Here is a 22959-nt window from a genome sequence, read left to right as displayed (position 1 = left end):
GGCGGAGGGCTACAGCGTTGCCGCGGCCGGATCCCAGTCTTCGGCCAGCGGCGTGGGCTGCTGGATGCTCGAGGCCACGGTGACCACCTCGCCGGTCGCGGCGGCGTCGGAGACGGCCAGCAGCACATCGAGCACGTGCGCAGCCACAGCACCGCTGGCGCGTTCGGGCACACCGGCCCGGATCGAGCGGGCCAGATCGAGCACTCCGGAGCCGCGACCGTAGGTGGACCCGGCCGCCGGCAGAACCGTCGGCGCGTCGTGGCCGAACTGCCACAGCGTGGAGTCGCCCTCGAACGTGTTCGGGTCGGGCAGCACGAGGGTGCCCTCGGTGCCGCTGATCTCCACGAAGCCCATCCGGGGCAGGGCGTTCTGGAAGCTGAACGTGGACTGCGCGGACTGGCCGCCCTCGAACGAGATGACGGCGGCGTGGTGGGTGGGCACCTCGACCCTGAATTCGGTGCCGGCCCGGGGGCCGCTGCCGATGGTGCGCACCGCGCTGGACTGCGACGACACCGCGCCGACCCGGCTGGCGGAGCCGAAGGCGTGCACGAGGGTCGTGATGTAGTACGGCCCCATGTCGAAAAGCGGACCGGCGCCGAGCGCGAAGAGGAACTCGGGGTTGGGGTGCCAGGCGTCCGGGCCGGGAACGTGGAACATCGTCGTGGCCGTGAGGGGTTCACCGATGTCGCCGCGTTTGATTGCGCGCATGGCGGTCTGGATGCCCGCGCCGAGCACGGTGTCCGGCGCGCATGCCACCCGCAGCCCGGCGGCCTCGGCGGCAGCAAGTAGCGCCGCGCCCGACTCGTGGTCCAGGGCGAGGGGCTTCTCGCTCCAGACGTGCTTGCCGGCGGCGATGATGCGGCGCCCGACCTCGGTGTGCACGGCCGGGATGGTGAGATTCACGACGATCTCGATGTCGTCCCTGGCCAGCAGCTCGTCGACCGAGCCGTGGTCGGGCACCCCGTAGGCCTCGGCCTGCGCTTGGGCGCGTTCGAGGTCGAGGTCCGCGACGAAGAGTACGTCGAGGTCGGCGAAGACCGTCATGTTCTCGAGGTAGGTGCCGCTGATGACCCCGGCGCCGATGACGCCGACGCCCACGCGTCCGGTGCGGCTCATTTGTCGTTCTCCGCGAGCCAGGCGAACGAGGCCGCGATGCCGTCGAAGACGTCGCCCGTGTAGCCGTCGAACTCCACAACCCGCAGGGCGTGCGGCGCGGCCGCGAGCACGGCGGCGACGCCGACATCGCCGCTGCCGGCCGGCAGCTGGCTGGCGAAGGCCGCTGCGAGGGCCTCCGGCACGGTGAGGGCGCTCTCGCTGCTCGGCAGGCTCGTGGCGATGTCGCCGCGCACCGGGCCGTCCTTGATGTGCAGGAATTTGACCCGGTCGCCGAGGCGGCGGAGCAGCGCGGGGGTGTCGGTGCCGCCGACGGTGGACCAGTAGGTGTCGACCTCGAGGGCGACCTCGGGCGACAGCGCCTCGATGAACAGCTCGTAGATGGGCCGGCCATCGACGTGGTTCGCGAACTCCCAATTGTGGTTGTGGTAACCGAACCCCAGGCCGGCCGCCGCCGCGAGCGTCTGGAGAACGTTGACCCGCTCGGCCAGACGGGCGGCGTCATCCGCTGTCTGCCAACGGTCGCTCGGGATGAACGGGTCGATGACGGTGCCGATGCCCAGCTGGGCCGCGGCGTCGAAGGTGCGCGCCGGGTCGTCGGAGTCGATGACCGGGGCATGGCCGGACGGCGCCGTCACACCGGCGGCCGCGAACGCGCGCTGATACTCGTCGGCGCGCTCCACGAACGCGTAGGGCTCGACCTGGGTGAAGCCGATCTCGGCGATCCGGGCAACGGCGCCCTGGAGGTCGGCGGAGATGGCGTCCCGCACCGTATAGAGCTGGACAGAGGGTGTGCTGGACATACTTGCTCCTTTGGAAGTGATGGCGAACAGGAATCATCCGCGCAACAAACCTAACAACGTTCGGTTTTAAATGGCAAGACAATTCTGCGGGTCGGAATCCTGTGGGTTTGTACAGGATCGGTCGGTAGGCTCGTCGGACTATGGATGACCCTCCCACGCATAAACCCTTGCTCCCTGCCCGCCCCGAAGCTCTTCGGGCACACGACTTCCGGGCACAGGGAGCCACCTCGTGAACGAATGGATCATGGTGGGCCTCGGGCTCATCCTGACGGCCGGAACCGGCGTGTTCGTCGCCGCCGAGTTCGCCCTCGTCACCCTCGACCGCAATGAGCTCGAAGCTCGCCAGGCCCGCGGTGAGAAACGCCTCGGCCCCACCATCAAGGCGCTGCGGATCACCTCGACGCACCTGTCCAGCGCCCAGCTGGGCATCACGCTGACGACCCTGCTCACCGGCTACACCTTCGAACCGGCCATCAGCTCGCTGCTGCGCGGCCCGTTGCTCGGCCTCGGCCTGGCCGAGGGCGTCGTGCCCGTGTTGGGCGCGGTGATCGGCATCGCGCTGGCCACCCTGTTCTCCATGGTGATCGGCGAGCTCGTGCCCAAGAACTTCGCGCTCGCCGTGCCCCTGGCCACCGCCAAGGTCGTCGTGCCGCTGCAGGCGGCCTTCACCGCGGTCTTCAAGCCCGTGATCCTGCTGTTCAACAACACCGCCAACGCCCTCATCCGGCTGGTCGGCATCGAGCCCAAGGAGGAGCTCTCCGGCGCCCGCAGCGCCGAGGAACTCGGCTTCCTGGTGCGCCGGTCTGCGCTGGAAGGCCTGCTCGACGCCGACCACGCTGAGATGCTCAACCGCACCCTGCGGTTCTCCGATCACTCGGCCGCCGACGTGATGACCCCGCGGGTGCAGATGGCGTCGGTGCGCGCCGGCGACACCGCCGAGAGCGTCGTGACCCTGGCCAGCGCCACCGGCTACTCCCGCTTCCCCGTGATCGGCCGTGACACCGACGACATCCTGGGCGTTCTGCACGTGAAGCAGGCCTTCGCCGTGGACCTCGGCCGGCGCACGCTGGTGACCGCCGGCGAGCTGATGCTGCCCGCCCTGCGGGTGCCGGAGTCGATGGGCGTCGACAGGCTGCTCGGTACCCTGCGCCAGCAGGGCCTGCAGATCGCCGTGGTGTCCGACGAATACGGCGGCACCGCCGGCATCGTGACCCTGGAAGACCTCGTGGAGGAACTCGTCGGCGAACTCGAAGACGAACACGACCGGGCCAAAACCGGCATCGTGCGCACCGGCCGCTCGATCGTGTTCGACGGCGGCCTGCGCCCAGACGAACTGCTCGAACGCGCGGGCGTCACCGTGCCGGACGACGGCGACTACGAGACCGTCGCGGGCTACGTCACCGACCGGCTCGACCGCATCCCCGAGGTGGGCGACACCGTGCCCATCGACGTGGGCACCCTGCGGGTGGAGCGGATGGATGGCGCGCGCGTCTCGCGCATCCGCCTCACCCCCACCAACACCGCGGCCGACCTCGACCCGGTCACGTCCATCATCGAAGGGAGGCTGACCCATGAGTGAGTATCTTCCCGGGCTGCTCTGGCTCGTCGTGCTGCTGGCGGTCAACGCCTTCTTCGTCGGCGCTGAATTCGCCGTGATCTCGGCCAGGCGCTCGCAGATCGAACCTCTCGCCGCGCAGGGCAACAAGGCCGCCAAGACCACGCTGTGGGCCATGGAGCACGCCACTCTCATGCTCGCCACGTCGCAGCTGGGCATCACGGTGTGCTCGCTGCTGATCCTCAACGTGTCCGAGCCGGCCATCCACCACCTGCTCGAGATCCCGCTCGGGCTCACCGCGCTCTCGGCCGAGGCGATCAGCGTGATCGCCTTCGCGGTGGCGCTGGGCCTGGTCACCTTCCTGCACGTGGTGCTGGGCGAGATGGTGCCCAAGAACATCTCGTTCTCGGTGCCCGACCGCGCCGCGCTGATCCTCGCGCCGCCGCTGGTCTTCGTGGCCCGGGTGTTCCGGCCCGTGATCGTGAGCCTGAACTGGCTGGCGAACAGCGTGCTGCGGCTGTTCCGGGTGACGCCCAAGGATGAGGCGACGAGCGCGTTCACCCTCGACGAGGTGGCCGGCATCGTGCGGCAGTCCACCCGCGAGGGCATGCTGGCGGATGCCTCCGGCACGCTGTCGGCGGCATTCGAGTTCACCACCAAGCGGGTGTCCGACGTGGAGGTGCCGCTGGCGGGAATCGTATTCCTGCCGGTGCATGCGTCGCCGGCCGACCTGCAGCGGGCCGTGGCCGCGCACGGGTTCTCCCGGTACATCCTCACCGATGCGGCCGGGGCGCCCGCCGGCTACCTGCACCTCAAGGACGTCATGGACCTCACCGGCACCGAGGCCTTCGCCCAACCGGTGCCGCCCAAGCGGGTGCGCAAGCTCGCCAGCGTGCTCCGCGACAGCGACCTCGAGGACGCCCTCGCGGCCATGCGCCGCACCGGGTCGCACGTGGCCAGCTCGTTCGATGCGAACGGCGTGGCCACCGGGGTGCTGTTCCTCGAGGACATCATCGAGGAGCTCGTGGGTGAGGTGGAGGACGTCACCAGCGTGTAGGGAGGCCGCACCAGCCTCAGCCGAGGGCGGCGGAGGCCCGGGTCGGTGGGCGGCGGAGCAGCGTCCAGGCCACGACCACGGCCACCAGCGCCATCGCGGCGAGACCGAGGCCCGAGTAGCCCACCAGCAACAGGACCGGGCCGGCCAGGGCCCCGCCGAGAGCGCCGGCGGCGTTCATCGACAGGTCGGAGAAACCCTGCAGGGCCGACCTGTCGTGCACGTCGACGGCCTCGGCGATCAACGCCGAGCCGGCCACGACGGAGGCCGACCAGCCCAGCCCGAGCAGGATCAGCCCGACCGTCATGGCCGTGGCGCTCTCGCCGGCAAGCCAGAACAGCACCAGTGCGGCCAGCAGCAGCGCCTGGCCAGTGAGGATCACCGGCATCCGCCCCACCCTGTCGGCCAGGGCGCCGAACACCGGCGACAGCGCGTACATGCCGGCCACGTGCAGGCTGATGGTGAGGCCCACGATGGTGAGCGATGCGCCGTGCTCGGAGAGGTGTACCGGCGCCATCGACATGAGCGCGACCATGGTGGCGTGGCTGAGGGCGATGACCGCGACGGCGTAACGGGCGAGCGGGTTGACCCGCACGATGGCCAGCCCGCCGTGCTGCCGGGTGGATGCCGGCCGCGCGTCGCGTACCGACAGCGCGGTGAGCAGCGGGTCGGGCCGCAGCCCGATCGTGTAAACCAAGGCGGCGCCGACCTGCGCGGCCAGGGAGAAGGCGAACGCCCCGGTGAGCGGCGGCAGGCCGAGCTGCGCGCCGACGACCTCGCCGGGGCCGAACAGGTTGGGCCCGAGCACGGCGCCGATGGTGGTGGACCACACCACGATCGAGAGATCCCGGGCCCGGGTGGTGGGGCCGGCCAGGTCGGTCGCGGCGAACCGGGCCTGCAGGTTGGTGGCCGAGCCTGCCCCCAGCAGCATGAGGCTGAGGAGCAGCAGCGGGAAGGTGTCGATGGCGACCGACATGATCGCCAGGATGGCGCCGACCCCGGCGATGCCCGCGCCAGTGGCGAGCGACCGGCGGCGTCCGTTGGCCTGGGCGAGACGGGCCAGCGGCACGGCCACGAGCGCGGCGCCCAGGGTGCTCATGGTGGCGGCCATGCCCGACCAGGCGTTCGAACCGGAGAGCTGGGCCGCGAGCAGCGCGCCGAGCGAGAGCGTGGCGCCCATGCCGATGCCGCCGAGGATCTGGCCGAGGATGAGCACCCGCACGACCTTGCGCTGCAGGCGCGCGGTCGCATCCGATGGAGAGGCGGGTCGGCGGGGCGTGGTCATCGGAATCCCTGCTCGGTGGGGTGTGCGGTATCGATCAGCCTAGGGGCGAGGGCCTGTGGGGGAGTATCTTCTGGCCAGGGCAGTGTGACGAGCGGGAGCAATCGGATGACGTTCGAGCAAGTGGTCGAAGCCGCCGTGCGGGTGGTCGAGGTGGTCGGTGCGGCCATCATGGTGTTCGGCGGGTTGGCGGCACTGGTGGCCGGTATTCCGCGGATGCTGCACGCCGACACCCGGCCGACGGCCTACCAGGCCATGCGGCGGGAACTCGGCCGGGCCATCCTGCTGGGCCTGGAGGTGCTGATCGTGGCGGACATCATCCGCACCATCGTGGTGGAACCCACGGTGGAGAGCGTGCTGGTGCTCGGCGCGATCGTGATCATTCGGGTGCTGCTGAGCTTCTCGCTCGAGGTGGAGATGGACGGCGTCTGGCCGTGGGCCCGGTGGAGGATGGCGGGCAAGGCAGGGGCGCCGAGCGCGCCCAGCGCGTCGGACTAGGGTGCCGCCACCCGACCGAGCCGCCAGAGCGAGGTGACCTCGGCCGCCCGCGCGGCGTGCAGCGGATCGGTCGCGTCGGCGGCCTTGCGATGGGTGGGGCGGATGTCCAGGCGCGCGATCACGACCAGGCCGGAGTCGTCGATCAGGTCGAGGAGTTCGCCGCGGGAGCGCAGCCCGAGCAGTTCGGCCAGGTTGGACAGGATCAGCCAGCCCTCACCGTGGTCGGCGAGGTGCGCGGGGAGCGCGGCCAGGAAACCGCGCAGCATGCGGCTGTCCGGGTCGTAGACGGCGGCGTCGGTGCTCGTGGCGGCGGAGGCCGGCAGCCAGGGCGGGTTGCAGACCACCAGGTCGGCGCGCCCGGGGGGGAACAGATCGGCCTCGATCACGTCGACCTGGCCGGAGAAGCCCAGGCGGTCGAGGTTCTCCCGGGCGCAGGCCAGCGCGCGCGGTTCCAGGTCGGTGGCCACGACGCGATCGAAGCCGCGCTGGGCGAGCATCGCGGCGATCACGCCTGAGCCGGTGCCGATGTCGAAAGCCAGCCCGGTAGCCGGCAGCGGCGCGGTGGCGATGAGGTCGAGGTACTCGCCGCGCACCGGCGAGAAGACGCCGTAGTGCGGGTGGATGCTGTCGCCGAGCGCCGGGACCGGCACGCCCTTCACGCGCCATTCGTGCGCGCCGACCACGCCGAGCAGCTCGCGCAGCGAGAGCAGCACCGGGCCGGTGCCCTGGCCGTACGCCTCGGCGCAGGCCTGTCGTACGTCGGGCGCACGGCGCAGTTTCAGGGTGTGGTCGGCGTCGAGCTGTACGAGCACCAGGCCCAGCAGGCGCGCGCGGCGGAGGGCCTCGGTGCGGCCCACCTCGAACGCGGCCTTCATATCGGTCGTGGGAGTGCGCCGGTGCCGGTCCACCCGGCGGGCCATCGCGGTGAGCAGCTGGCGGGCGTTCTGGAAGTCACCCTGCCAGAGCAGGCCGGTGCCGGACTTCGCCAACCGGTACGCCGCATCCGCGGTGAGGGTGTCGTCGACGACGACCACGCGCTTGGGGGCAGGCCAGCCGCCCTCGGAGTGCCAGCGGGCGCTGTGCTCGGTGTCGCCGGTGCTCCAGCGAACGTCGGTGGTGTCGGTGCTGGACATGGTGTCCGATCTTGTGCCGCTGGGGTTCGGGCTCCCGGGTTCGTGGCCCCGGGGCGCTCGGTCGCAACCAGCTCTGGCAGAAGGCTCGCGCGACCTGTTCGATTATCGCATCCGCCCGTTAGAGCAGCGCCGGCATGACCTCGCGCTCGAACAGCTCAATGCCCGACCGGTCGTAGGCCGCCTCGGGGAAGTAGTGGATCGCGTAGCCCAGGCCGCGCGCCTTCATCCCGTTCAGGCGCTCCACGATCTGCGCTGGAGTGCCAACGGCCTGCGCGGTACCGCTGCGGTACTCGGCCAGGAAGGCGGCCGCTCCCTCCGCACCGAGGTAGGGGGTGACGCGGTCCTGGATGGCGTCGAGCCGGTCCGCGACCTCGGCCTCGGTGGGCGCGATCACGGTGTTGTAGTTGGCCGAACGGGTGATGGCCTCGAAGTCGGTGCCGAGCGCTGCGCAGTGCTCGCGCAGCAGGTCGCTCTTGTGGGTGAAGCCCTCCGGCGTGCCGTCGAAGTTGGTGTAGTTCGCATACTGCGCCGCGATCCGCAGGGTCACCTTCTCGCCGCCACCGGCGATCCAGATCGGGATGCCACCCTCCTGCAGCGGCAACGGCCGCACGATGGCGCCGTCCACCTGATAGTGCTCGCCGGCGAGGGTGGCGCTGCCGGTGGTCCAGGCCTGCCGCATGATCTGCACGCCCTCGTCGAGGCGGGCGAGCCGCTCGCCGGCGCGCGGGAAGCCGTAGCCGTAAGCCCGCCATTCGTTTTCATACCAGCCGGCGCCGATGCCCATCTCGACGCGGCCGCCGGAGATGATGTCGATCGTGGACGCCACCTTGGCCAGGTAGGCCGGATTGCGGTAGCTCATGCAGGTGCACATCTGGCCGAGCCGCACCCGGCTGGTGGTGGCCGCGAAGGCACTCATCAGGGTCCAGGCCTCGTGGGTGGCCTCCTCGCTGGGCACCGGAACCGTGTGGAAGTGGTCATACACCCAGATGGATTCCCAGGCGCCGGCATCCGCGTGCGCGGCGAGGCCGCTCATGGCCGCCCACTGGTCGGCAGTGTCGATGCCGACCAGATCGTGACGCCAGCCCTGGGGAATGAAGAGTCCGAATCGCATGGGCCCAGCCTACGGGCGGCGATCCGGCACGGCGGCGGCCGTCAGGCGGGCGTCAGGCGGGCAGGACCGCGAAGAGTGAATGGATGTTGCCCTCCGGGTCGGCGAAGAAGCCGGTCAGGTGACCCCAATCGCGTTCAACGGGCGCGGCGATCTCAATGGCTCCGCGCTCGATGAGCTCGGCAAACCGGGTGTGCACCTGCTCGGGGGTGCCGCACTGGAAGTTCAGTTCCACCGCCTGCCCGCTTCGCGGCGCCGTGAACGACGGATGGCCGTGGGTGTGCGCTCCCATCCCGGCGCGCCGGAAGATGGCGAGCCGCACTCCGACGGGGCCGCCCAGGGCCACGTAGTCCGGCTCCCGCACCGCCACCTCGAACCCGAGCGCATGCTCGTAGAAGTGGGCCATGCCGGCCACGTCGTCGGCCAGCAACGTCACACCCTCGAGCACCATCGCATCCATGAGTCAGACGGTAGCAGCAGCCCGGTCGGATCGGGCTGGCTCAGGCCCTGGTGCCGGGGTCCTCCGGTGCGGAGGAGGCGTCATCCGCCGGCTCGGCCGCCGGGCGGCGCATGTGCACGCCCATCACGGTGAGGATCGCCAGCATGATGGCCCCGGCGAAGATCGCGATGTCGGCGACGTTGCCGATGAAGAGGTTGCCGTAGCCGATGAAGTCCACGACGTGGCCGCGGGCGAAGCCGGGCTCGCGGAAGAGCCGGTCGCCGAGGTGGGTGACGGCGCCGCCGAGGAGCAGGCCGAGGGCGACCATCCAGCCGCGGGACTCGACCCGCCAGGCGAGCGTGGTGATCCACACGACGGCGGCGGCCGCAGCGACCGCGAACACCCAGGTGAAGTCGGAGCCGATCGAGAATGCGGCACCCGGGTTGTAGACGAGGACAAAGCGGATCACGTCACCGATCACCGGGATGACCTGCCCGTCGCCGAGCTGGGCCACCGCCCACCACTTGCTGAGCTGGTCGACGAGGATCACGACCAGGGCGATGGCGAAGGCAGGCCAGGCCAGCCGGGAAGCCCGCCGGGAGCGGGTCGGGGCCGGCGGCGGAGTCTGGGAGGCAGAAGTCACCACTCCATCATCTCAGCCCGGCGCTCCCACCGGCGCGGCTGTAAGAACCCTTACAGAGCGATCCGTGTAGCGTTGATGCACCTGAACGCTGAGCCGGCCGGCCGCAGCGGGACCGACCGAGCGTGATCATCCGCTCACCTGCCTGAGGAGACCGCGCATGTCGACACCGACCGACGTCCCGACCGACGACGAGGCCACGCCCAACACCGCGGATGCCGCACCCACCCCGAAGGCCGACGCCGGAGTGGCCGCCGTGGTCTACAACCCGATCAAGGTGGACCTCGACGCGATCAAGCGTGTTGTGGCCGCCGAAGAGGCCCGGGCCGGCTGGGGCGAGACCCTGTGGTTCGAGACCTCGAAGGAGGACCCGGGTCAGGGTGCCGCCCAGCGGGCCATCGACGCCGGCGCCACCGTCGTGATCGCGGCCGGCGGCGACGGCACCGTGCGTGCCGTGGCGGAGGTCGTGCACGGCAGCAGCGCGGCGCTGGCCCTGCTGCCGTCCGGCACCGGCAACCTGCTCGCCCGCAACCTCAACCTCACCCTCGACAACCTCGAGCACTCGATCAACACCGCCTTCACCGGGGTCGACCGGTCGATCGACATCGCCCGGATCGACATCCGGCACGAGGACAACAGCGTGAGCAAGCACGCGTTCCTGGTGATGGCCGGGCTGGGCCTGGATGCCAAGATGCTCGCCAGCACCAACGATGAGCTCAAGGCCAAGATCGGCTGGCTGGCCTATGTGGGCGCGATCCTCACCGCCCTGCGCGACAAGAACCAGCTGCGGATGCGGTACAGCCTCGACGGCGGCAGCACTAAGTCGGTGCGCGCGCACACCATGATCGTGGGCAACACCGGCCTGCTCACCGCGAACGTGCTGCTGCTGCCCGAAGCCGTGATCGACGACGGCCAGTTCGAGATCGTGATGCTGCGCCCGGAGGGGTTCCTCAGCTGGGTGCAGATCCTGGTGAAGGTGCTCTGGGAGAACGGCGTGCTGCGCCGCACCCCGCTCGGCCGCCGGATGATGTCCAAGGAGGTCGACGCCCTGAACTACGTGAAGGGCACCGAGGTGGTCGTCAAGCTCAGCCACCCTGAGGAGATCGAACTCGACGGCGACGGCTTCGGTACCGCCACGGCGTTCAAGGCCCGGGTGGATGCCGGCGGCCTGCGCGTGCGGGTTCCCCAGGAGTAGCCCGCCGGGGCCTGGGCGAGGGCGCGGCCACGCATCCGCCTAACTGTTCCCCGTGCGGACAATTGCGCCCGGCGCACCGGGTGCAATTGTCCGCTTCGGGAACAGTTGCCATTGGTTTACGCGCGGGCGGCCTCGACGATGGCCTGGATGCGGGCGGGCACGGTGTCGTCCTGCAGTGAGGTGACATCGCCGAGGGGGCGGCCGTCCACGATGTCGCCGAGCAGGCGGCGCATGATCTTGCCCGAGCGGGTCTTGGGCAGGTCGGGCACCAGGAACACGTCGCGGGGCTTGGCCACCGCGCCGATCTCGTGGGTGATGTGCGCCCGCAGCTGCGGGGCCAGTTCGGTCGCCAGGGCCAGCCAGGCGGCCGGGTCATCCGAGGCCGGGGCCACCGCGGGGATCACGAATGCGGCGATGCCCTCGCCCGTGGTCGCATCCGCCACACCCACCACCCCGGACTCGCCGACGGCCGGATGCGACACCAGCGCCGACTCGATCTCGATGGTGGAGAGCCGGTGCCCGGAGACGTTGATCACGTCGTCGACCCGGCCGAGCAGCCAGATGTCGCCGTCGTCGTCGTACTTGGCGCCGTCGCCGGAGAAGAAGTAGCCCTGCTCACTAAACCGCGCCCAGTAGGAGTCGCGGTAGCGTTCCGGGTTGCCCCACACCGTGCGGGCCATGCCCGGCCAGGTGCCGGCCAGCACCAGGTAGCCGCCGGTGCCGTGCGGAACCGGCTGGCCCGCGTCATCCACTACCAGGGTGGTCAGCCCCGGCAGGGCGCGGAGGGCCGAGCCCGGCTTGAGCGTGCTCACCCCGGGCAGCGGCGCCATCACGGCGGCGCCGGTCTCGGACTGCCACCAGGTGTCCACGATCGGGGCGGTGCCTGCGCCGACGTTCTCGCGGAACCACACCCAGGCCTCGGGGTTGATCGCCTCGCCGACCGAGCCGAGCAGGCGGATGCTGGAGAGGTCATGTTCCGCGGGCAATCCATCCGGGAACCAGGTCATGAAGGTGCGGATGAGCGTGGGCGCCGTGTAATAGGTGGTGACGCCGTAGCGCTCGATGATCTCGAAATGCCGGCCGGGGTGCGGGGTGTTCGGGGTGCCCTCGTAGATCACCGAGGTGGTGCCGTTGGAGAGCGGGCCGTAGTGCACGTAGCTGTGCGCGGTGACCCAGGCGAGGTCGGCGGTGCACCAGTGCACATCGTCGTCCTTGGCGTCGAACACGGCCCAGTGGCTCCAGGATGCGTGGGTGAGGTAGCCGCCGCTGGTGTGCACCAGGCCCTTGGGCTTGCCGGTGGTGCCCGAGGTGTAGATGATGAACAGCGGCGTCTCGGCGTCGAAGAATTCCGGCTCGTGGGTGTCGGGAGCGAGCCCGACGGTGTCGTGCCACCACACGTCACGCCCGCTGGTCCAGGGGATGTCCGGGGTTCGCGCGCCGGTGCGGCGCACCACGAGCACGTGCTCGATCGAGTCCACGCCGGCCACGGCCTCGTCGGCGGCTTCCTTCACCGGAACAGCCTGGCCGCGGCGGAACTGACCGTCGGTGGTGACGAGCAGCTTCGCGCCGGTGTCCTCCACCCGGAAGCGCAGCGCCTCGGCCGAGAAGCCGCCGAACACGAGCGAGTGGATGGCACCGATGCGGGCGACGGCGAGGGTGATGATGATCGTCTCGGGGATCACCGGCAGGTAGATGACCACCCGGTCGCCCTGCACGATGCCGAGGTCGGTGAGCGCGTTCGCGGCCCGGGCGACCTCCTTCTCGAGGTCGGCGTAGGTGAGGGTGCGGCGGTCGCCGGGTTCGCCCTCGAAGTGGAACGCGACCTTGTCGCCGCGGCCGGCGGCCACGTGCCGGTCGACGCAGTTCACCGCCACGTTGAGCTTGCCGCCGGCGAACCACTCCGCGTGCGGCACGCTCAGCACGCCGTCGGCATCCGGAGTGGTGGGCTGCCAGCTGTGGTCGGTGTGCCAGGGTTCGGCCCAGTCGAGCCGCTTGGCCTGCTCGGTCCAGAACGCGACCGGGTCCGCGGCGGCCTTGTCGTACCAGGACGCGTCGACGTTGGCCTGCGCGGCGAAGTCGGCCGGGGCCGGGTAGCGGCGGTGCTCGGTGGAGAGGTTGCGGATGGTGGCGCTGGTGTCGGACCAGTCGGCGGTGGCGGCGCGGGTGGCCGGGGTGTGCGTGTAGGTGCTGGTGTCGGTGTTCGGCATGGCACACTCCGGCTGTGGTTCAGGATGGGGCTGGTGGTCACGTTCGACGCTACGCAGCCCGGGCATCCGTCGCAGGGAGCGGCGCAACGCGGCGTAACCTGCGCTGCGCGCGCGGGGCGCCCCGCAGGTGTCGCGGCACTAGTTTGTCCCGGCGGCACGTGTTGCACCACGTGCCGCCGGGACAAACACGTGCCGCGGGGACTACCTAGTGCCGCGAGACGCGACTCAGGCCCATTTCTTGATGGCCCACTTTTCGAAGACACCCAGGATGGCGTCGGTGAGTTTGCCGAGCAGGGCGAGCAGGATGATGGCGAGCAGGATGCGGTCGATCCGGCCGTTATTCCCCGAGTCTGAGAGCAGGAAGCCGAGGCCCATCGATGCGGCGATCAACTCCGCGGCCACGAGGAAGAGCCAGGCCTGGGCGAGCGCCAGGCGCAGTCCCGAGATGACGGACGGGATCACGGCGGGCAGCTGCACGGCGGTGAAGAGCTGCACTCCGCGCAGGCCGAAGGCGCGCCCGGCCTCCACCAGCTGCCGGTCCACGTGCCTCAGGGCCTGAGCCACCGTCGTGTAGACCGGGAAGAACGCGCCGATGGCGATCAGGGTGATCTTCGACTCCTCGCCGATCTTGAGCCAGATGATCAGCAGCGGCACCCAGGCGAGCGACGGCACCGCGCGGATGGCGCCGAGTGTCGGCGCGAAGAAGATGTCGGCGGCGCGGGAGAGCCCCACGAGCGCCCCAGTGGTGAGCCCGAGGGTTGCGCCGATCGCAAACCCGATCAGCACCCGCTGAGTGGAAATCGCTACGTGCAGGGTGAGCTCGCCGCGGTCGAAGAGGTCCACGGCGGCGACCCAGACCGACGCCGGAGGAGGCAGCTGCGACACCGTCACCAGCCCGAGGGTGCTGCTGAGCTGCCAGGCGAGCAGGATGAGTGCCGGCAGCAGCAGCCCACCTGCGATGCGCACCCCGCGGCGGGAGGTGAGAGGACGGCGCACGATCGGCGCCGCATTCGGCGCGAGGAGCTCTGTCATCGGTGGTCCTTCCGTCCAGGTGGCTGCGCGGGTGAAGCGGATGCCGGGGCGGCGCGTCTGCGACCGCCCCGGCATCCGCTGGGCTACTCGACGATCGTCGGGTCGGCCTTCGTGGCGAAGGTGTCGTTCACGATGGTGTCCAGCGCGTCGTCGACCTGCTTCTGCTCGAGCACGTCGCCGGTCTCGACGAAGATCGGGCCGATGGTGGTGAGCACGTCGATCTGGGCGTCGCCGGGAACGTTGTCCACGCCGAGGTTGGAGCGTTCGGTGAAGACCTTCGTGGCTACGGCCAGGTCGAGGCCGGCGACGTCGGAGAGAATCTGGGCGGTCTCCTCCTCGTTGTCGAGCGCCCAGGCGCGGGCGTGCTCGTAGACGTCGACGACGGTCTGGGCCACATCCGGCTTCTCGGCGATGAAGGACTCGGTGGCGTTCAGGAAGCCGTAGCTGTTGAAGTCGACGTTGCGGTAGACGAGCTCAGCACCGGCGGCTTCGGCACCGGCCATGATCGGGTCGAGTCCGGCCCAGGCATCGACGGACCCGTTCTGCAGGGCGGCCCAGCCGTCGGCGTGTTGCAGGTTCTGCACGGTGACGTCATCCTGGCTCAGGCCGGCCTCGTCGAGCGCCTGCAGCAGGAAGAAGTAAGGGTCGGTGCCCTTGGTGGCGGCGACCTGCTTGCCCTTGAGGTCTTCCACCGAGGTGATGTCCGAGCCCTCCGGCACGACGAGAGCGGCCCACTCGGGCTGGGAGAAGATGTCGATCACCTGGATGGGCGAGCCGTTGGACCGGGCCAGCAGCGCGGCCGAGCCGGCGGTGGAGCCCACGTCGATGGCGTTGGCGCGCAGGGCCTCGTTGGCCTTGTTCGAGCCGGCGGACTGCACCCAGTTCACGGTGATGTCCTGGTCGGCGAGGGCCTCTTCGAGCCAGCCCTGGTCTTTGATCACCAGGCTGAGCGGGTTGTAGGTGGCGAAGTCGATATTGAGCGTGCCGCCCTCGGTGACGATGCCGCCCTCCTCGTCGGCGGTCGAAGCGGCGTCGGCGGCGGGCTGGTTCTCGCCGGCGACGCAGCCGGTGAGCAGCAGGGCTGCGGCCGCGGCTGACGCGATCAGGGCGGTGGCGGTGAAGCGATTCTTCATGACAAGTCTCTCGTTGGATGCTGGCTGCGGGTGCGGGAGGTGGTGCGGGTATCCATGCTGTGGATGTGTAACGGTCACGCGGTGGAACCGGCGCACGATCGGGCTGTGCGAACGTCGGGGGATCGGTCTGATCAGTAGGGGAAGTGCGGGATGCTCGTGCCCGTGGCCACGCCGCGGGCATCGCCGTGCCGGTTGATGCCCAGGCCCGCGAGCAGTCGCCCGCGCAGCTCGGCGAGCTCAGCGGAGCCGCGGTCGCGCGGCCTGGCGCCGGGCACCGTGAGTTCCTGCACGATGGTGGCGCCGGGCGTGCCCGCTGCGGCAGACCCGGTGGCCAGCTCCTGGCCGAGCAGGATGATGCGGTCGGCCAGTTGCAGCGCCTCGTCGACGTCGTGGGTGACGAGCAGCACCGTGGTGGGGGCGGCGGCGTGCACGTCGAGAAGCAGGTCCTGCATTTTGAGCCGGGTCAGGGCATCCAGTGCCCCGAACGGTTCGTCGAGCAGGAGCACGCCGGGGTTGCGGGCCAGGGCGCGGGCGAGCGAGGCGCGTTGGGCCATGCCGCCGGAGATCGCGGCGGGCCGGTGCCCGGCGAAGGCCGTGAGGCCCACGAGTTCGAGAAGTTCGGCGACGCGGGCGCGGCCGGCCTCACGGGCGGTACCGCGCGGCAGGCCGAGGGCCACATTGGCGGCCACGGTGCGCCAGGGCAGCAGGCGGGGCTCCTGGAAGCCCACGGCGCAGCGGGTATCGAAGTCGGTGGCCGGCGACCCGTCGATGCGCACCGAGCCGGCGGTGGGGGAGTCCAACCCGCCGGCGATGCGCAGCAGGGTGGACTTGCCACAGCCGCTCGTGCCGAGAATGGCGAGGACCTCGCCGGGTCGCACCGACAGCGACACGTCGCGCAGCACCGGCCGGGCGGGTGCAGCGGATGCGGCGGTGCCGAGCGGCGAGGCGAAGGTGCGGCCCAGCCCGGCGAACTCCACGGCGAAGGCCGCGTTCGTGCCTGCTGGTCCGGCGGCCCGGTCGCGCCCCGGAGCGCCGCCGACGGCTGCAGCGAGGCGGGCTGCGGTGCGCGTTGCGGTGCTGGCAGACATGGTGGGCCGATCGGTAGGGGGTCGAACGTGCCTCGACGCTACCCAGCCGGGCGGGCAGGCGCACCCCGGACTGAAACTCTTCGTAGCAATTGGGATGCGGGTCAGACCGGGCTCAGGCACCGCTCCCAGCCGAGAGTTGGGATGATGGGGGTATGACTCGAACCGTTTCCGGAGCCCGCGTGCTGATCACCGGTGCCGCCATGGGCATGGGCCGCCTCTACGCCGAACGCGCCGTCGCCGAGGGCGCCCGTGCCGTGATCCTCTGGGACCGCGACGCCGCCGGCCTCTCGAACACCGCCGCGATCCTCACCGAACGCGCGCAGGGACGCACCCAGATCGCCGCCTACGTCGTGGACATCGCCGACCTCGGCGCGATCGCGCAGACCGCGCAGCGAGTGCGCACCGAAGTGGGCAACCCCGACATCGTGATCAACAACGCCGGCATCGTGCGCGGCTCGTTCTTCTGGGAGCACGACAACGGCGATGACACCCGCTCCACCATGCAAGTGAACGCCCTCGCGCCGATGTACATCACCCGCGAATTCCTGCCCGCCATGATGCGCAATCCCTACCGCGAATCGCGCATCGTCAACATCGCGTCCGCGGCCGGCATGCTCTCCAACCCGCGGATGAGCGTGTACGCCGCGTCGAAGGCCGCCGTGATCGCGTGGAGCGACTCGCTGCGGCTGGAGCTCGAGCAACAGGGCTTCGAGCACGTGCGGGTGAGCACCATCGCGCCCAGCTACATCTCCACCGGCATGTTCGACGGGGCCCGCGGGCCCCTGTTCACGCACGTGATGACGCCGGAGTACGTGGTGAACCGGGTCTGGCGGGCCATGCTCGCCGGGTCGCCGCAGCTGCTGATGCCGTGGACCGTCGGGTTTTCCAAGAAGGTGCGCGGCGTGTTGCCCCTCGCGGCCTGGGATGCCGTGGCCGGCCGGGTCTTCGGTGTGTACAGGTCGATGGACACCTTCGTCGGCCGTCGCTGAGGCAGATTAGGTAAGCCTTCCCTGCTCTGACCAGGGGATTAGGCAAGGCTTTCCACGCTGGCGGACGCCGCGAGAGGTGCCTATGGTGACTCTATGGCCATCCTCTCGACCCCCTTCTTCGGTCCCGCCGTGACCCTCCCGGCGGATGCCGCCACCCACTCCGCGATCGCGCCCACGGCGCTCTCGACCAGCCTGGCGACCCGGCTCAACTGGCTGCGGGCCGGGGTGCTCGGCGCCAACGACGGCATCGTCTCCGTTGCGGCCATCGTGGTCGGCGTCGCCGGCGCCGGCGGATCCACCCCGGCCATCGTCGCCGCCGGAGCGGCCGGCCTCGTCGGCGGTGCGATCTCCATGGCGCTCGGCGAGTACGTCTCGGTGAGCAGCCAGAGCGACAGCCAGCGCGCCATGATCGAGAAGCAGAAGCGCGAGCTGCGGGACGACCCGGCCGGCGAACTCGACGTGCTCACCGGGCTCTACGAGGCGCGTGGTCTGGCGCCGGCCACCGCCCGCCAGGTGGCCGTGGAACTCACCGAGAAGGATGCCCTCAAGGCGCACCTCTCCCTCGAGCTGAACATCACCGAAGAAGAGGTGGCCAACCCGTGGCACGCCGCCGGGGCCTCTGCGCTGGCGTTCCTCCTCGGCGCCATCCTGCCGGTGCTGGCGATCCTGTTGCCGCCGGAGGCCGTCCGGGTGCCGGTCACCTTCCTGGCCGTGCTCGTGGCGCTGGCCCTCACGGGCGCGCTCGGTGCGCGGTTGGGTGGCAGCCGCATCCTGCGCGCCACCGTGCGCGTGGTCACCGGCGGCGCGGCCGCGCTCGCCGTGACCTGGCTGGTCGGCACCCTGCTCGGAGTGGCCGTCTTCTAGTTCGCCACGGTTGCCCAGCGCCGAGGTGCGCCGCTAGACCAGGCCGAGCAGGCGCGCTGCTCCCACCAGGCAGGCTCCGGCCACCGCGGAGAAGACGACCACCCAGAGCAATCCGGGCAGGTGGCTGAGCCGGGCGAGCTGGTCGGCGTCGGAGGCGGTGCCACCGCGGCGCGACCGAGTGACCTGCAGCTCGACGACGGTGCGGAGCGCCCCGAGAAGCAGGAACGCCGTGACCAGCAGCGCGAAGATGCCCTGCACGGCGGGGGAGCCGAACCAGGTCACGCCGAAGACCAGCGCCCCGGTGACGGCCACCGACCAGAGCCCGAACCAGTTGCGGATCTGCACGAGCAGCAGCGCGAGCGCCGCGAGCAGCGCCCAGAGCAGGCCGACATCGTGGCCGCGGCTGAGCATCCACGCCGCCCCGAGCCCGAGCAGGGCCGGCGCCGTATAGCCGGCGAGCAGTGTGAGCACCATGCCCGGCCCGCGTGGTTTGCCGCGGCTCACGGTGAGGCCCGAGGTGTCAGAGTGCAGCCGGATGCCCTGCAGCCGACGGCCGCCCAGCGCCGCGACGAGCCCGTGCCCGCCCTCGTGCACGATCGTGATGCCGTGCCTGGTTAGTCTCCAGACCGGCGGAACGAGCACCAGCAGGGCGGCAGCGGCGATGGTCAGCCACACTGTCAGCAGCGGCGGCGGGGCGTTGACCGCAGAGACGCGGGTCCAGAATTCGAGGATCAGGTCCATGTCAGCGAGCCGTGCTGAGCACCATCTCGACGTGCCGCTCCGAGGCGCGGCGCGGGTCGTTGATGTACTCGCCGGTGGCCGCGGCCCCGTTCTTCTCGTAGAAGCGGATGGCGCGGTGATTGCTCTCGTGCACGTGCAGGTACAGCCTGTCGAGGTGCTGCTCCTCGGTGACCCAGGCGCAGACCGCACCCAGCAACCGCGCGGCGACGCCGGTGCGACCGCGAAAGCTGGGATCGACCCAGACGCCGACGAGGTTCGCCCGCACCGGGCCGGTGATGGTGGCGGGCCTGTTGAGATCGTACTGTGGCGGTCCGGTTGAGAGGAAGGCGGCCATGGTGCCCACCCACTGCTGTTCGAGGGGGGTGCGGGCGACCACCTGGAAACTGGTCGGCTCGGCGTTCCGGGCACCGCGCTCACGCCAGTCCGCTTCGGTGAGGGCGAGGGCGGCGGCGAAGGATTCGAAGAAGCCCAGCGGGAAGTTCGCGATCGACCGGAGGCGGATATCACGCAACCCGGCCCAGTCGTCCGCGACGGGGTGATGCAGTCCCACCTCGCGGGGCAGGGCGCGCGTGCGTATTTCGACCATCCATGGAGGCTAGTCGTGTTGAGTGACCGTTGGGTCCCTTTCTGGGGGTAGTTGGGCTCAGGCGTCCCGGCGCACGAGCTGAACAGCGGCCCCGGCCACCACCACGCCAACGGCTCCGAGCATTACGAGCAGCGCCTGCCACGGTTCGAACGGGCTGGCGAGCACGCTGTTACCCCAGAAGAACAGCTCCTGGCCGGCCACGCCCGGCAGCCAGCTCATCAGGTCGGTCGCCCACTCGGCCGGAATGAGCTGCAGCACGGAGGGGAGCACGAGGATCAGCCCCAGCGTCGCCGCGAGGCCGCCGGGCACCGACCGGGTGATGGCACCGATTGCCATCGCGATCACCCCGGTCAGCGCGAGGTAGAGTGCGCCGCCGGCCATCCGCAGCCAGAGAGTGGGATCGCCGGCGTCGGGACGGATGCCGACCCCGGACAGGATCGGGAGCGCAGCCAGGTAGGCGATCAGGATCGCCGCGAAGCCCACGGTGAAGGTGAGCACGAAGAACACGATCGCCTTGGCCCAGAGCACCGGCAACCGGGTGGGCACGGCGGTGAGCGTCGAGCGGATCTGGCCGGTCGAGTATTCGCCGCCGGTGAGCAGCACCCCCTGCACGGCGATCGCGAGCTGCGCGGCCACCAGGCCGAGGGTCGCGGAGATCACCGCGACATTGGTCGCCGCGTCCCGGGTGGCGGTGCCGTCGGCCGGCTCCGTCATGGTGAGCGCCATCAGGATGGCGAACGCGAGTTGCACCACGACGATGATCACGACGGTCCAGGCCGTCGACCGCAGCGAGCGCAGCTTGATCCACTCGCCGCGCAGGATGCCGGTGAACCGCACCGGCTGCGCGGCGCCCGGCAGTGCGGGGGTGAGGGTCTCGGCCGCTGGCGCAGGGATCACTGGAGGGGTCCTCGTCTCGAGGTGGTGCCTGTTGGGTGTTGGTCAGACACTAGCGGCCACCACGCCCAGGGGAGAAGACCCCGGGCGGGGGCTGAATGCCAGATCCCTACCGGGCGCCGGCGCCCAGAACCCGGGCGCAGCTCACCTCCGGCCGCAGGTCGAGGCGGCGCAGCAGCTGCGCGTTCACGGCCACGACAACGGTGGACGCGCTCATCAGCAGCGCGCCCACCTCCATCGGCAGTACGAAACCGATCGGCGCGAGCACCCCCGCGGCCAGCGGCACGGCGAGCAGGTTATACCCGGCGGCCCACCAGAGGTTCTGGGTCATCTTGCGGTAGCCGGCGCGCGAGAGTTCGATCACCGAGAGCACCGAACGTGGGTCGTCGCTGGCCAGGATCACCCCGGCGGAGGCGATCGCCACATCCGTGCCGGCGCCGATCGCGATACCCACATCGGCCTGGGCCAGGGCCGGGGCGTCATTGACGCCGTCGCCCACCATGGCCACCCGGTGGCCCTCGGCTTGAAGGGCCGACACGGCCTCGGCCTTGCGGGCGGGGTGCACGCCGGCGAAGACCCTGTCGATGCCGAGCTGGGCGGCCACCGAGTGCGCAACGGCCTCGGCGTCGCCGGTGATCATCACCACGGTCACACCCAGTGCGTGCAGGGCGTCCACGGCCTCGCGCGACTCCGGGCGCACCTCGTCGGCGAGGCCCAGAGCCCCGATCACCCGGCCGTCCTGCAGCACGTGCAGCACGATGGCGCCCTCGGCCGCCCAGGTCTCGCTGATCTCGAGCGGCCGGGCAGCGTGGCTGCCGAGCAGGCTCGGCCCGCCCACGGCGACCTCGTGGTTGTCGACGGTGGCGGTCACGCCCACGGCCGTGGCCGCCTGAAACCCCGTGGCCGCCGGCACGGTCACGGCGCGGGTGCGGGCCGCCATGAGAATGGCCCTGGCCAGCGGATGCTCGCTGTCGGCTTCAACGGCGGCGGCCAGCGCGAGCACCTCGGCCTCGGTGTGCCCGGCGGCGGCGTGCACGTGGCTCAGCACGGGTTCGCCGCGGGTGAGAGTGCCGGTCTTGTCGAAGAGCACGGTGTCGATGGTGCGCATGCTCTCCAGCGCGAGCCGGTCGGTCACGAGCACCCCGCCGCGCGCGGCGCGTTCGGTGCTGATCGCCACCACCAGCGGAATCGCCAGGCCCAGGGCGTGCGGGCAGGCGATGACGAGCACCGTGATGGTGCGCACGACGGCGTCCTCCGGGCTGCCCAGCAGCGTCCAGGCGATCGCCGTGAGCACGCCCACCCCGAGCGCGAACCAGAACAGCCACCCCGCGGCCCTGTCGGCGAGTCGCTGCGCCCGCGACGACGAGCCCTGCGCCTCGGCCACGAGCCGGCGGATGCCCGCCAGCGCGGTGTCGTCGCCGACGGCGGTCACCCGCATCCGCAGCGCCGTGTCGGTGGCGACGGTGCCGGCCACCACCTGGTCGCCCGGCCCCCGGCTCACCGGCCGGGACTCGCCCGTGATCATCGACTCGTCCACGTCTGCCGTGCCCTCGGTGACCTGACCGTCGGCGGGGATCCGGCCGCCCGGTCGCACGATCACGAGGTCGCCGGTGTGCAGGTCGGCGGGAGCGACGATCGTGACCTCGCTGGCATCCACCCGCTCGGCGGTATCGGGCAGCAGCGCCGCCAGCGACTCGAGCGCCGACGACGACTGCGCCAGCGACCGCATCTCGATCCAATGACCGAGCAGCATGATCACGATGAGCAGGGCAAGCTCCCACCAGAAGTCGAGCTCCATGCTGAGGATGCCCAGGCTCGCGCCCCAGGAAGACAGGAAGGCGACGGTGATCGCCAGGGCGATCAGCAGCATCATGCCGGGGGAGCGGGTCTTGAGCTCGCCCACCGCGCCGGTGAGGAACGGGCGGCCGCCCCAGACGTACATCACGGTACCCAGCAGCGGCGAGATCCAGGCCGCCCAGGCGGCGTCGGGCAGGGAGTAGCCCAGCAGGCCGGCGAACATGCCGCTGAATGCCACCACCGGCACGGCCAGCACCAGCATCAGCCAGAACAGCCGGCGGAACTGGCCGACGTGGTCGCCGTGGCCGGAGTGGCCCATCGCGGAGTGGTCCATGGCGCCGTGGCCCGCCGCCGCGTGGTCCATGCCGCCGTGGCCCGCCGCCGCGTGGTCCATGCCGCCGTGGTCCATACCGCCGTGCTGCATGCCGTGCTGGTTCATCTCGTCGTGCTGGACATCGTGCTCTGAGGAAGCCATACCCCCACCTTATACCCCCTAGGGGTACCGATTCCGGAATCGGGACTACCGTGGAGACAGCAGACCCCCTAGGGGTCACGATGAGAGAGGCGACCGGCGATGATGTGGGGATACGGCATGAATCCGGGCTGGCTCTGGTTGTACGGGCTGCTGTCGCTGGCCGCTGTCGTGGTGCTCATCGTGTGGGCGGTGCGCGTGTTCCGCGGCGGCGAAGACCAGGCGGGCCCGCGTCGCAGTGACGCCCGGCGCATCCTGGATGAGCGTTACGCGCGCGGCGAGCTCACCACCGAGCAGTACCGGGAACAGGTGACCGAGCTCGGCGAGCACCTCTGA

Annotated in this window: 22 protein-coding genes; 7 read left to right on the top strand and 15 right to left on the bottom strand. The window is 70.7% G+C overall.

Features of this window, described 5'->3' with window-relative positions; genetic code table 11:
• Positions 1-9: 9 nt before the first annotated feature.
• Both BJQ94_RS17480 and BJQ94_RS17475 read right to left on the bottom strand, forming a co-directional pair.
• Positions 10-1116 carry a Gfo/Idh/MocA family oxidoreductase gene (locus BJQ94_RS17480; protein WP_265400036.1) on the bottom strand — a complete coding sequence of 369 codons (1107 nt, stop codon included), beginning with the start codon at positions 1114-1116 and terminating at the stop codon, positions 10-12.
• The gene (locus tag BJQ94_RS17475; protein WP_265400035.1) at positions 1113-1916 is read right to left on the bottom strand and encodes a sugar phosphate isomerase/epimerase; all 804 of its coding nucleotides are present in this window, start codon (positions 1914-1916) and stop codon (positions 1113-1115) included. Before BJQ94_RS17475 ends, BJQ94_RS17480 begins: the two co-directional genes overlap by 4 nt.
• Before the next feature lie 229 nt (positions 1917-2145).
• On the opposite strand from BJQ94_RS17475, the gene BJQ94_RS17470 reads away from it, so the two are divergent.
• Both BJQ94_RS17470 and BJQ94_RS17465 read left to right on the top strand, forming a co-directional pair.
• The gene (locus BJQ94_RS17470) at positions 2146-3495 is read left to right on the top strand and encodes a hemolysin family protein (RefSeq protein WP_265400034.1); all 1350 of its coding nucleotides are present in this window, start codon (positions 2146-2148) and stop codon (positions 3493-3495) included.
• Positions 3488-4528 carry a hemolysin family protein gene (locus BJQ94_RS17465; protein ID WP_265400033.1) on the top strand — a complete coding sequence of 347 codons (1041 nt, stop codon included), beginning with the start codon at positions 3488-3490 and terminating at the stop codon, positions 4526-4528. The genes BJQ94_RS17470 and BJQ94_RS17465 overlap by 8 nt, the downstream gene beginning before the upstream one ends.
• 16 nt (positions 4529-4544) lie before the next feature.
• Here the strand turns inward: BJQ94_RS17465 and BJQ94_RS17460 are convergent, their stop codons facing one another.
• Positions 4545-5810, bottom strand: a complete 1266-nt coding sequence (locus BJQ94_RS17460; protein ID WP_265400032.1) for an MFS transporter — start codon at positions 5808-5810, stop codon at positions 4545-4547.
• Positions 5811-5915: 105 nt separating this feature from the next.
• Between BJQ94_RS17460 and BJQ94_RS17455 the strand changes: the two genes are divergently transcribed.
• On the top strand, positions 5916-6305 hold the full coding sequence (locus tag BJQ94_RS17455) for a DUF1622 domain-containing protein (RefSeq protein WP_265400031.1): 390 nt from the start codon (positions 5916-5918) through the stop codon (positions 6303-6305).
• Here the strand turns inward: BJQ94_RS17455 and BJQ94_RS17450 are convergent.
• From BJQ94_RS17450 to BJQ94_RS17435, 4 genes are all read right to left on the bottom strand, one after another.
• Positions 6302-7438 carry a methyltransferase gene (locus BJQ94_RS17450; protein WP_265400030.1) on the bottom strand — a complete coding sequence of 379 codons (1137 nt, stop codon included), beginning with the start codon at positions 7436-7438 and terminating at the stop codon, positions 6302-6304. The genes BJQ94_RS17455 and BJQ94_RS17450 overlap by 4 nt on opposite strands.
• 118 nt (positions 7439-7556) lie before the next feature.
• The gene (locus tag BJQ94_RS17445) at positions 7557-8549 is read right to left on the bottom strand and encodes an LLM class F420-dependent oxidoreductase (protein ID WP_265400029.1); all 993 of its coding nucleotides are present in this window, start codon (positions 8547-8549) and stop codon (positions 7557-7559) included.
• A gap of 52 nt (positions 8550-8601) precedes the next feature.
• The gene (locus BJQ94_RS17440; protein WP_265400028.1) at positions 8602-9006 is read right to left on the bottom strand and encodes a VOC family protein; all 405 of its coding nucleotides are present in this window, start codon (positions 9004-9006) and stop codon (positions 8602-8604) included.
• Positions 9007-9046: 40 nt separating this feature from the next.
• Positions 9047-9628, bottom strand: a complete 582-nt coding sequence (locus BJQ94_RS17435) for a signal peptidase II (RefSeq protein ID WP_265400027.1) — start codon at positions 9626-9628, stop codon at positions 9047-9049.
• Between the two features lie 157 nt (positions 9629-9785).
• Between BJQ94_RS17435 and BJQ94_RS17430 the strand changes: the two genes are divergently transcribed.
• Positions 9786-10820: a diacylglycerol kinase family protein gene (locus BJQ94_RS17430; RefSeq protein ID WP_265400026.1), complete on the top strand. Its 1035-nt coding sequence runs from the start codon at positions 9786-9788 to the stop codon at positions 10818-10820.
• A gap of 116 nt (positions 10821-10936) precedes the next feature.
• Here BJQ94_RS17430 and acs read toward each other — a convergent pair whose 3' ends face one another.
• The 4 genes from acs to BJQ94_RS17410 form a co-directional block, all read right to left on the bottom strand.
• Complete coding sequence (gene acs / locus BJQ94_RS17425; RefSeq protein WP_265400025.1) at positions 10937-13027, bottom strand: acetate--CoA ligase; 2091 nt, start codon at positions 13025-13027, stop codon at positions 10937-10939.
• A gap of 225 nt (positions 13028-13252) precedes the next feature.
• On the bottom strand, positions 13253-14059 hold the full coding sequence (locus tag BJQ94_RS17420; protein WP_265400024.1) for an ABC transporter permease: 807 nt from the start codon (positions 14057-14059) through the stop codon (positions 13253-13255).
• 83 nt (positions 14060-14142) lie between these two features.
• Entirely contained in the window at positions 14143-15192 is a 1050-nt protein-coding gene (locus BJQ94_RS17415) for an aliphatic sulfonate ABC transporter substrate-binding protein (protein ID WP_265400023.1), read from the bottom strand.
• 131 nt (positions 15193-15323) lie between these two features.
• A complete protein-coding gene (locus BJQ94_RS17410; RefSeq protein WP_265400022.1) occupies positions 15324-16280 on the bottom strand; it encodes an ABC transporter ATP-binding protein in 957 nt (318 codons plus the stop codon).
• 152 nt (positions 16281-16432) lie between these two features.
• Here BJQ94_RS17410 and BJQ94_RS17405 point away from each other — a divergent pair, with 152 nt between their 5' ends.
• Together BJQ94_RS17405 and BJQ94_RS17400 are read left to right on the top strand one after the other, a co-directional pair.
• The gene (locus tag BJQ94_RS17405) at positions 16433-17269 is read left to right on the top strand and encodes an SDR family NAD(P)-dependent oxidoreductase (RefSeq protein WP_265400021.1); all 837 of its coding nucleotides are present in this window, start codon (positions 16433-16435) and stop codon (positions 17267-17269) included.
• Between the two features lie 93 nt (positions 17270-17362).
• On the top strand, positions 17363-18133 hold the full coding sequence (locus BJQ94_RS17400) for a VIT family protein (RefSeq protein WP_265400020.1): 771 nt from the start codon (positions 17363-17365) through the stop codon (positions 18131-18133).
• A gap of 33 nt (positions 18134-18166) precedes the next feature.
• On the opposite strand, the gene BJQ94_RS17395 is transcribed toward BJQ94_RS17400, so the two are convergent.
• The 4 genes from BJQ94_RS17395 to BJQ94_RS17380 all read right to left on the bottom strand — a co-directional run bounded on the left by BJQ94_RS17395 (position 18167) and on the right by BJQ94_RS17380 (position 22626).
• Entirely contained in the window at positions 18167-18874 is a 708-nt protein-coding gene (locus BJQ94_RS17395; RefSeq protein WP_265400019.1) for a M50 family metallopeptidase, read from the bottom strand.
• 1 nt (position 18875) lies between these two features.
• Complete coding sequence (locus tag BJQ94_RS17390; RefSeq protein WP_265400018.1) at positions 18876-19460, bottom strand: GNAT family N-acetyltransferase; 585 nt, start codon at positions 19458-19460, stop codon at positions 18876-18878.
• Between the two features lie 57 nt (positions 19461-19517).
• Positions 19518-20357: an ABC transporter permease gene (locus BJQ94_RS17385; RefSeq protein WP_265400017.1), complete on the bottom strand. Its 840-nt coding sequence runs from the start codon at positions 20355-20357 to the stop codon at positions 19518-19520.
• 106 nt (positions 20358-20463) lie between these two features.
• On the bottom strand, positions 20464-22626 hold the full coding sequence (locus BJQ94_RS17380; protein WP_265400016.1) for a heavy metal translocating P-type ATPase: 2163 nt from the start codon (positions 22624-22626) through the stop codon (positions 20464-20466).
• A gap of 99 nt (positions 22627-22725) precedes the next feature.
• On the opposite strand from BJQ94_RS17380, the gene BJQ94_RS17375 reads away from it, so the two are divergent.
• Positions 22726-22959, top strand: a complete 234-nt coding sequence (locus tag BJQ94_RS17375) for an SHOCT domain-containing protein (protein ID WP_265400015.1) — start codon at positions 22726-22728, stop codon at positions 22957-22959.

It is taken from the genome of Cryobacterium sp. SO2, from assembly GCF_026151165.2.
In the GTDB taxonomy this organism is placed as follows: domain Bacteria; phylum Actinomycetota; class Actinomycetes; order Actinomycetales; family Microbacteriaceae; genus Cryobacterium.
This window is presented reverse-complemented; position numbering and strand designations above follow the sequence as displayed.

Bases quoted from the DNA above. Each gene is read 5' to 3' on its own strand.
- acs (WP_265400025.1), bottom strand. From the start codon at position 13,027: ATGCCGAACACCGACACCAGCACCTACACGCACACCCCGGCCACCCGC.
- BJQ94_RS17390 (WP_265400018.1), bottom strand. From the start codon at position 19,460: ATGGTCGAAATACGCACGCGCGCCCTGCCCCGCGAGGTGGGACTGCAT.
- BJQ94_RS17410 (WP_265400022.1), bottom strand. From the start codon at position 16,280: ATGTCTGCCAGCACCGCAACGCGCACCGCAGCCCGCCTCGCTGCAGCC.
- BJQ94_RS17405 (WP_265400021.1), top strand. From the start codon at position 16,433: ATGACTCGAACCGTTTCCGGAGCCCGCGTGCTGATCACCGGTGCCGCC.
- BJQ94_RS17430 (WP_265400026.1), top strand. From the start codon at position 9,786: ATGTCGACACCGACCGACGTCCCGACCGACGACGAGGCCACGCCCAAC.
- BJQ94_RS17440 (WP_265400028.1), bottom strand. From the start codon at position 9,006: ATGGATGCGATGGTGCTCGAGGGTGTGACGTTGCTGGCCGACGACGTG.
- BJQ94_RS17475 (WP_265400035.1), bottom strand. From the start codon at position 1,916: ATGTCCAGCACACCCTCTGTCCAGCTCTATACGGTGCGGGACGCCATC.
- BJQ94_RS17415 (WP_265400023.1), bottom strand. From the start codon at position 15,192: ATGAAGAATCGCTTCACCGCCACCGCCCTGATCGCGTCAGCCGCGGCC.
- BJQ94_RS17455 (WP_265400031.1), top strand. From the start codon at position 5,916: ATGACGTTCGAGCAAGTGGTCGAAGCCGCCGTGCGGGTGGTCGAGGTG.
- BJQ94_RS17480 (WP_265400036.1), bottom strand. From the start codon at position 1,116: ATGAGCCGCACCGGACGCGTGGGCGTCGGCGTCATCGGCGCCGGGGTC.
- BJQ94_RS17450 (WP_265400030.1), bottom strand. From the start codon at position 7,438: ATGTCCAGCACCGACACCACCGACGTTCGCTGGAGCACCGGCGACACC.
- BJQ94_RS17375 (WP_265400015.1), top strand. From the start codon at position 22,726: ATGATGTGGGGATACGGCATGAATCCGGGCTGGCTCTGGTTGTACGGG.
- BJQ94_RS17380 (WP_265400016.1), bottom strand. From the start codon at position 22,626: ATGGCTTCCTCAGAGCACGATGTCCAGCACGACGAGATGAACCAGCAC.
- BJQ94_RS17460 (WP_265400032.1), bottom strand. From the start codon at position 5,810: ATGACCACGCCCCGCCGACCCGCCTCTCCATCGGATGCGACCGCGCGC.
- BJQ94_RS17445 (WP_265400029.1), bottom strand. From the start codon at position 8,549: ATGCGATTCGGACTCTTCATTCCCCAGGGCTGGCGTCACGATCTGGTC.
- BJQ94_RS17465 (WP_265400033.1), top strand. From the start codon at position 3,488: ATGAGTGAGTATCTTCCCGGGCTGCTCTGGCTCGTCGTGCTGCTGGCG.
- BJQ94_RS17395 (WP_265400019.1), bottom strand. From the start codon at position 18,874: ATGGACCTGATCCTCGAATTCTGGACCCGCGTCTCTGCGGTCAACGCC.
- BJQ94_RS17400 (WP_265400020.1), top strand. From the start codon at position 17,363: ATGGCCATCCTCTCGACCCCCTTCTTCGGTCCCGCCGTGACCCTCCCG.
- BJQ94_RS17420 (WP_265400024.1), bottom strand. From the start codon at position 14,059: ATGACAGAGCTCCTCGCGCCGAATGCGGCGCCGATCGTGCGCCGTCCT.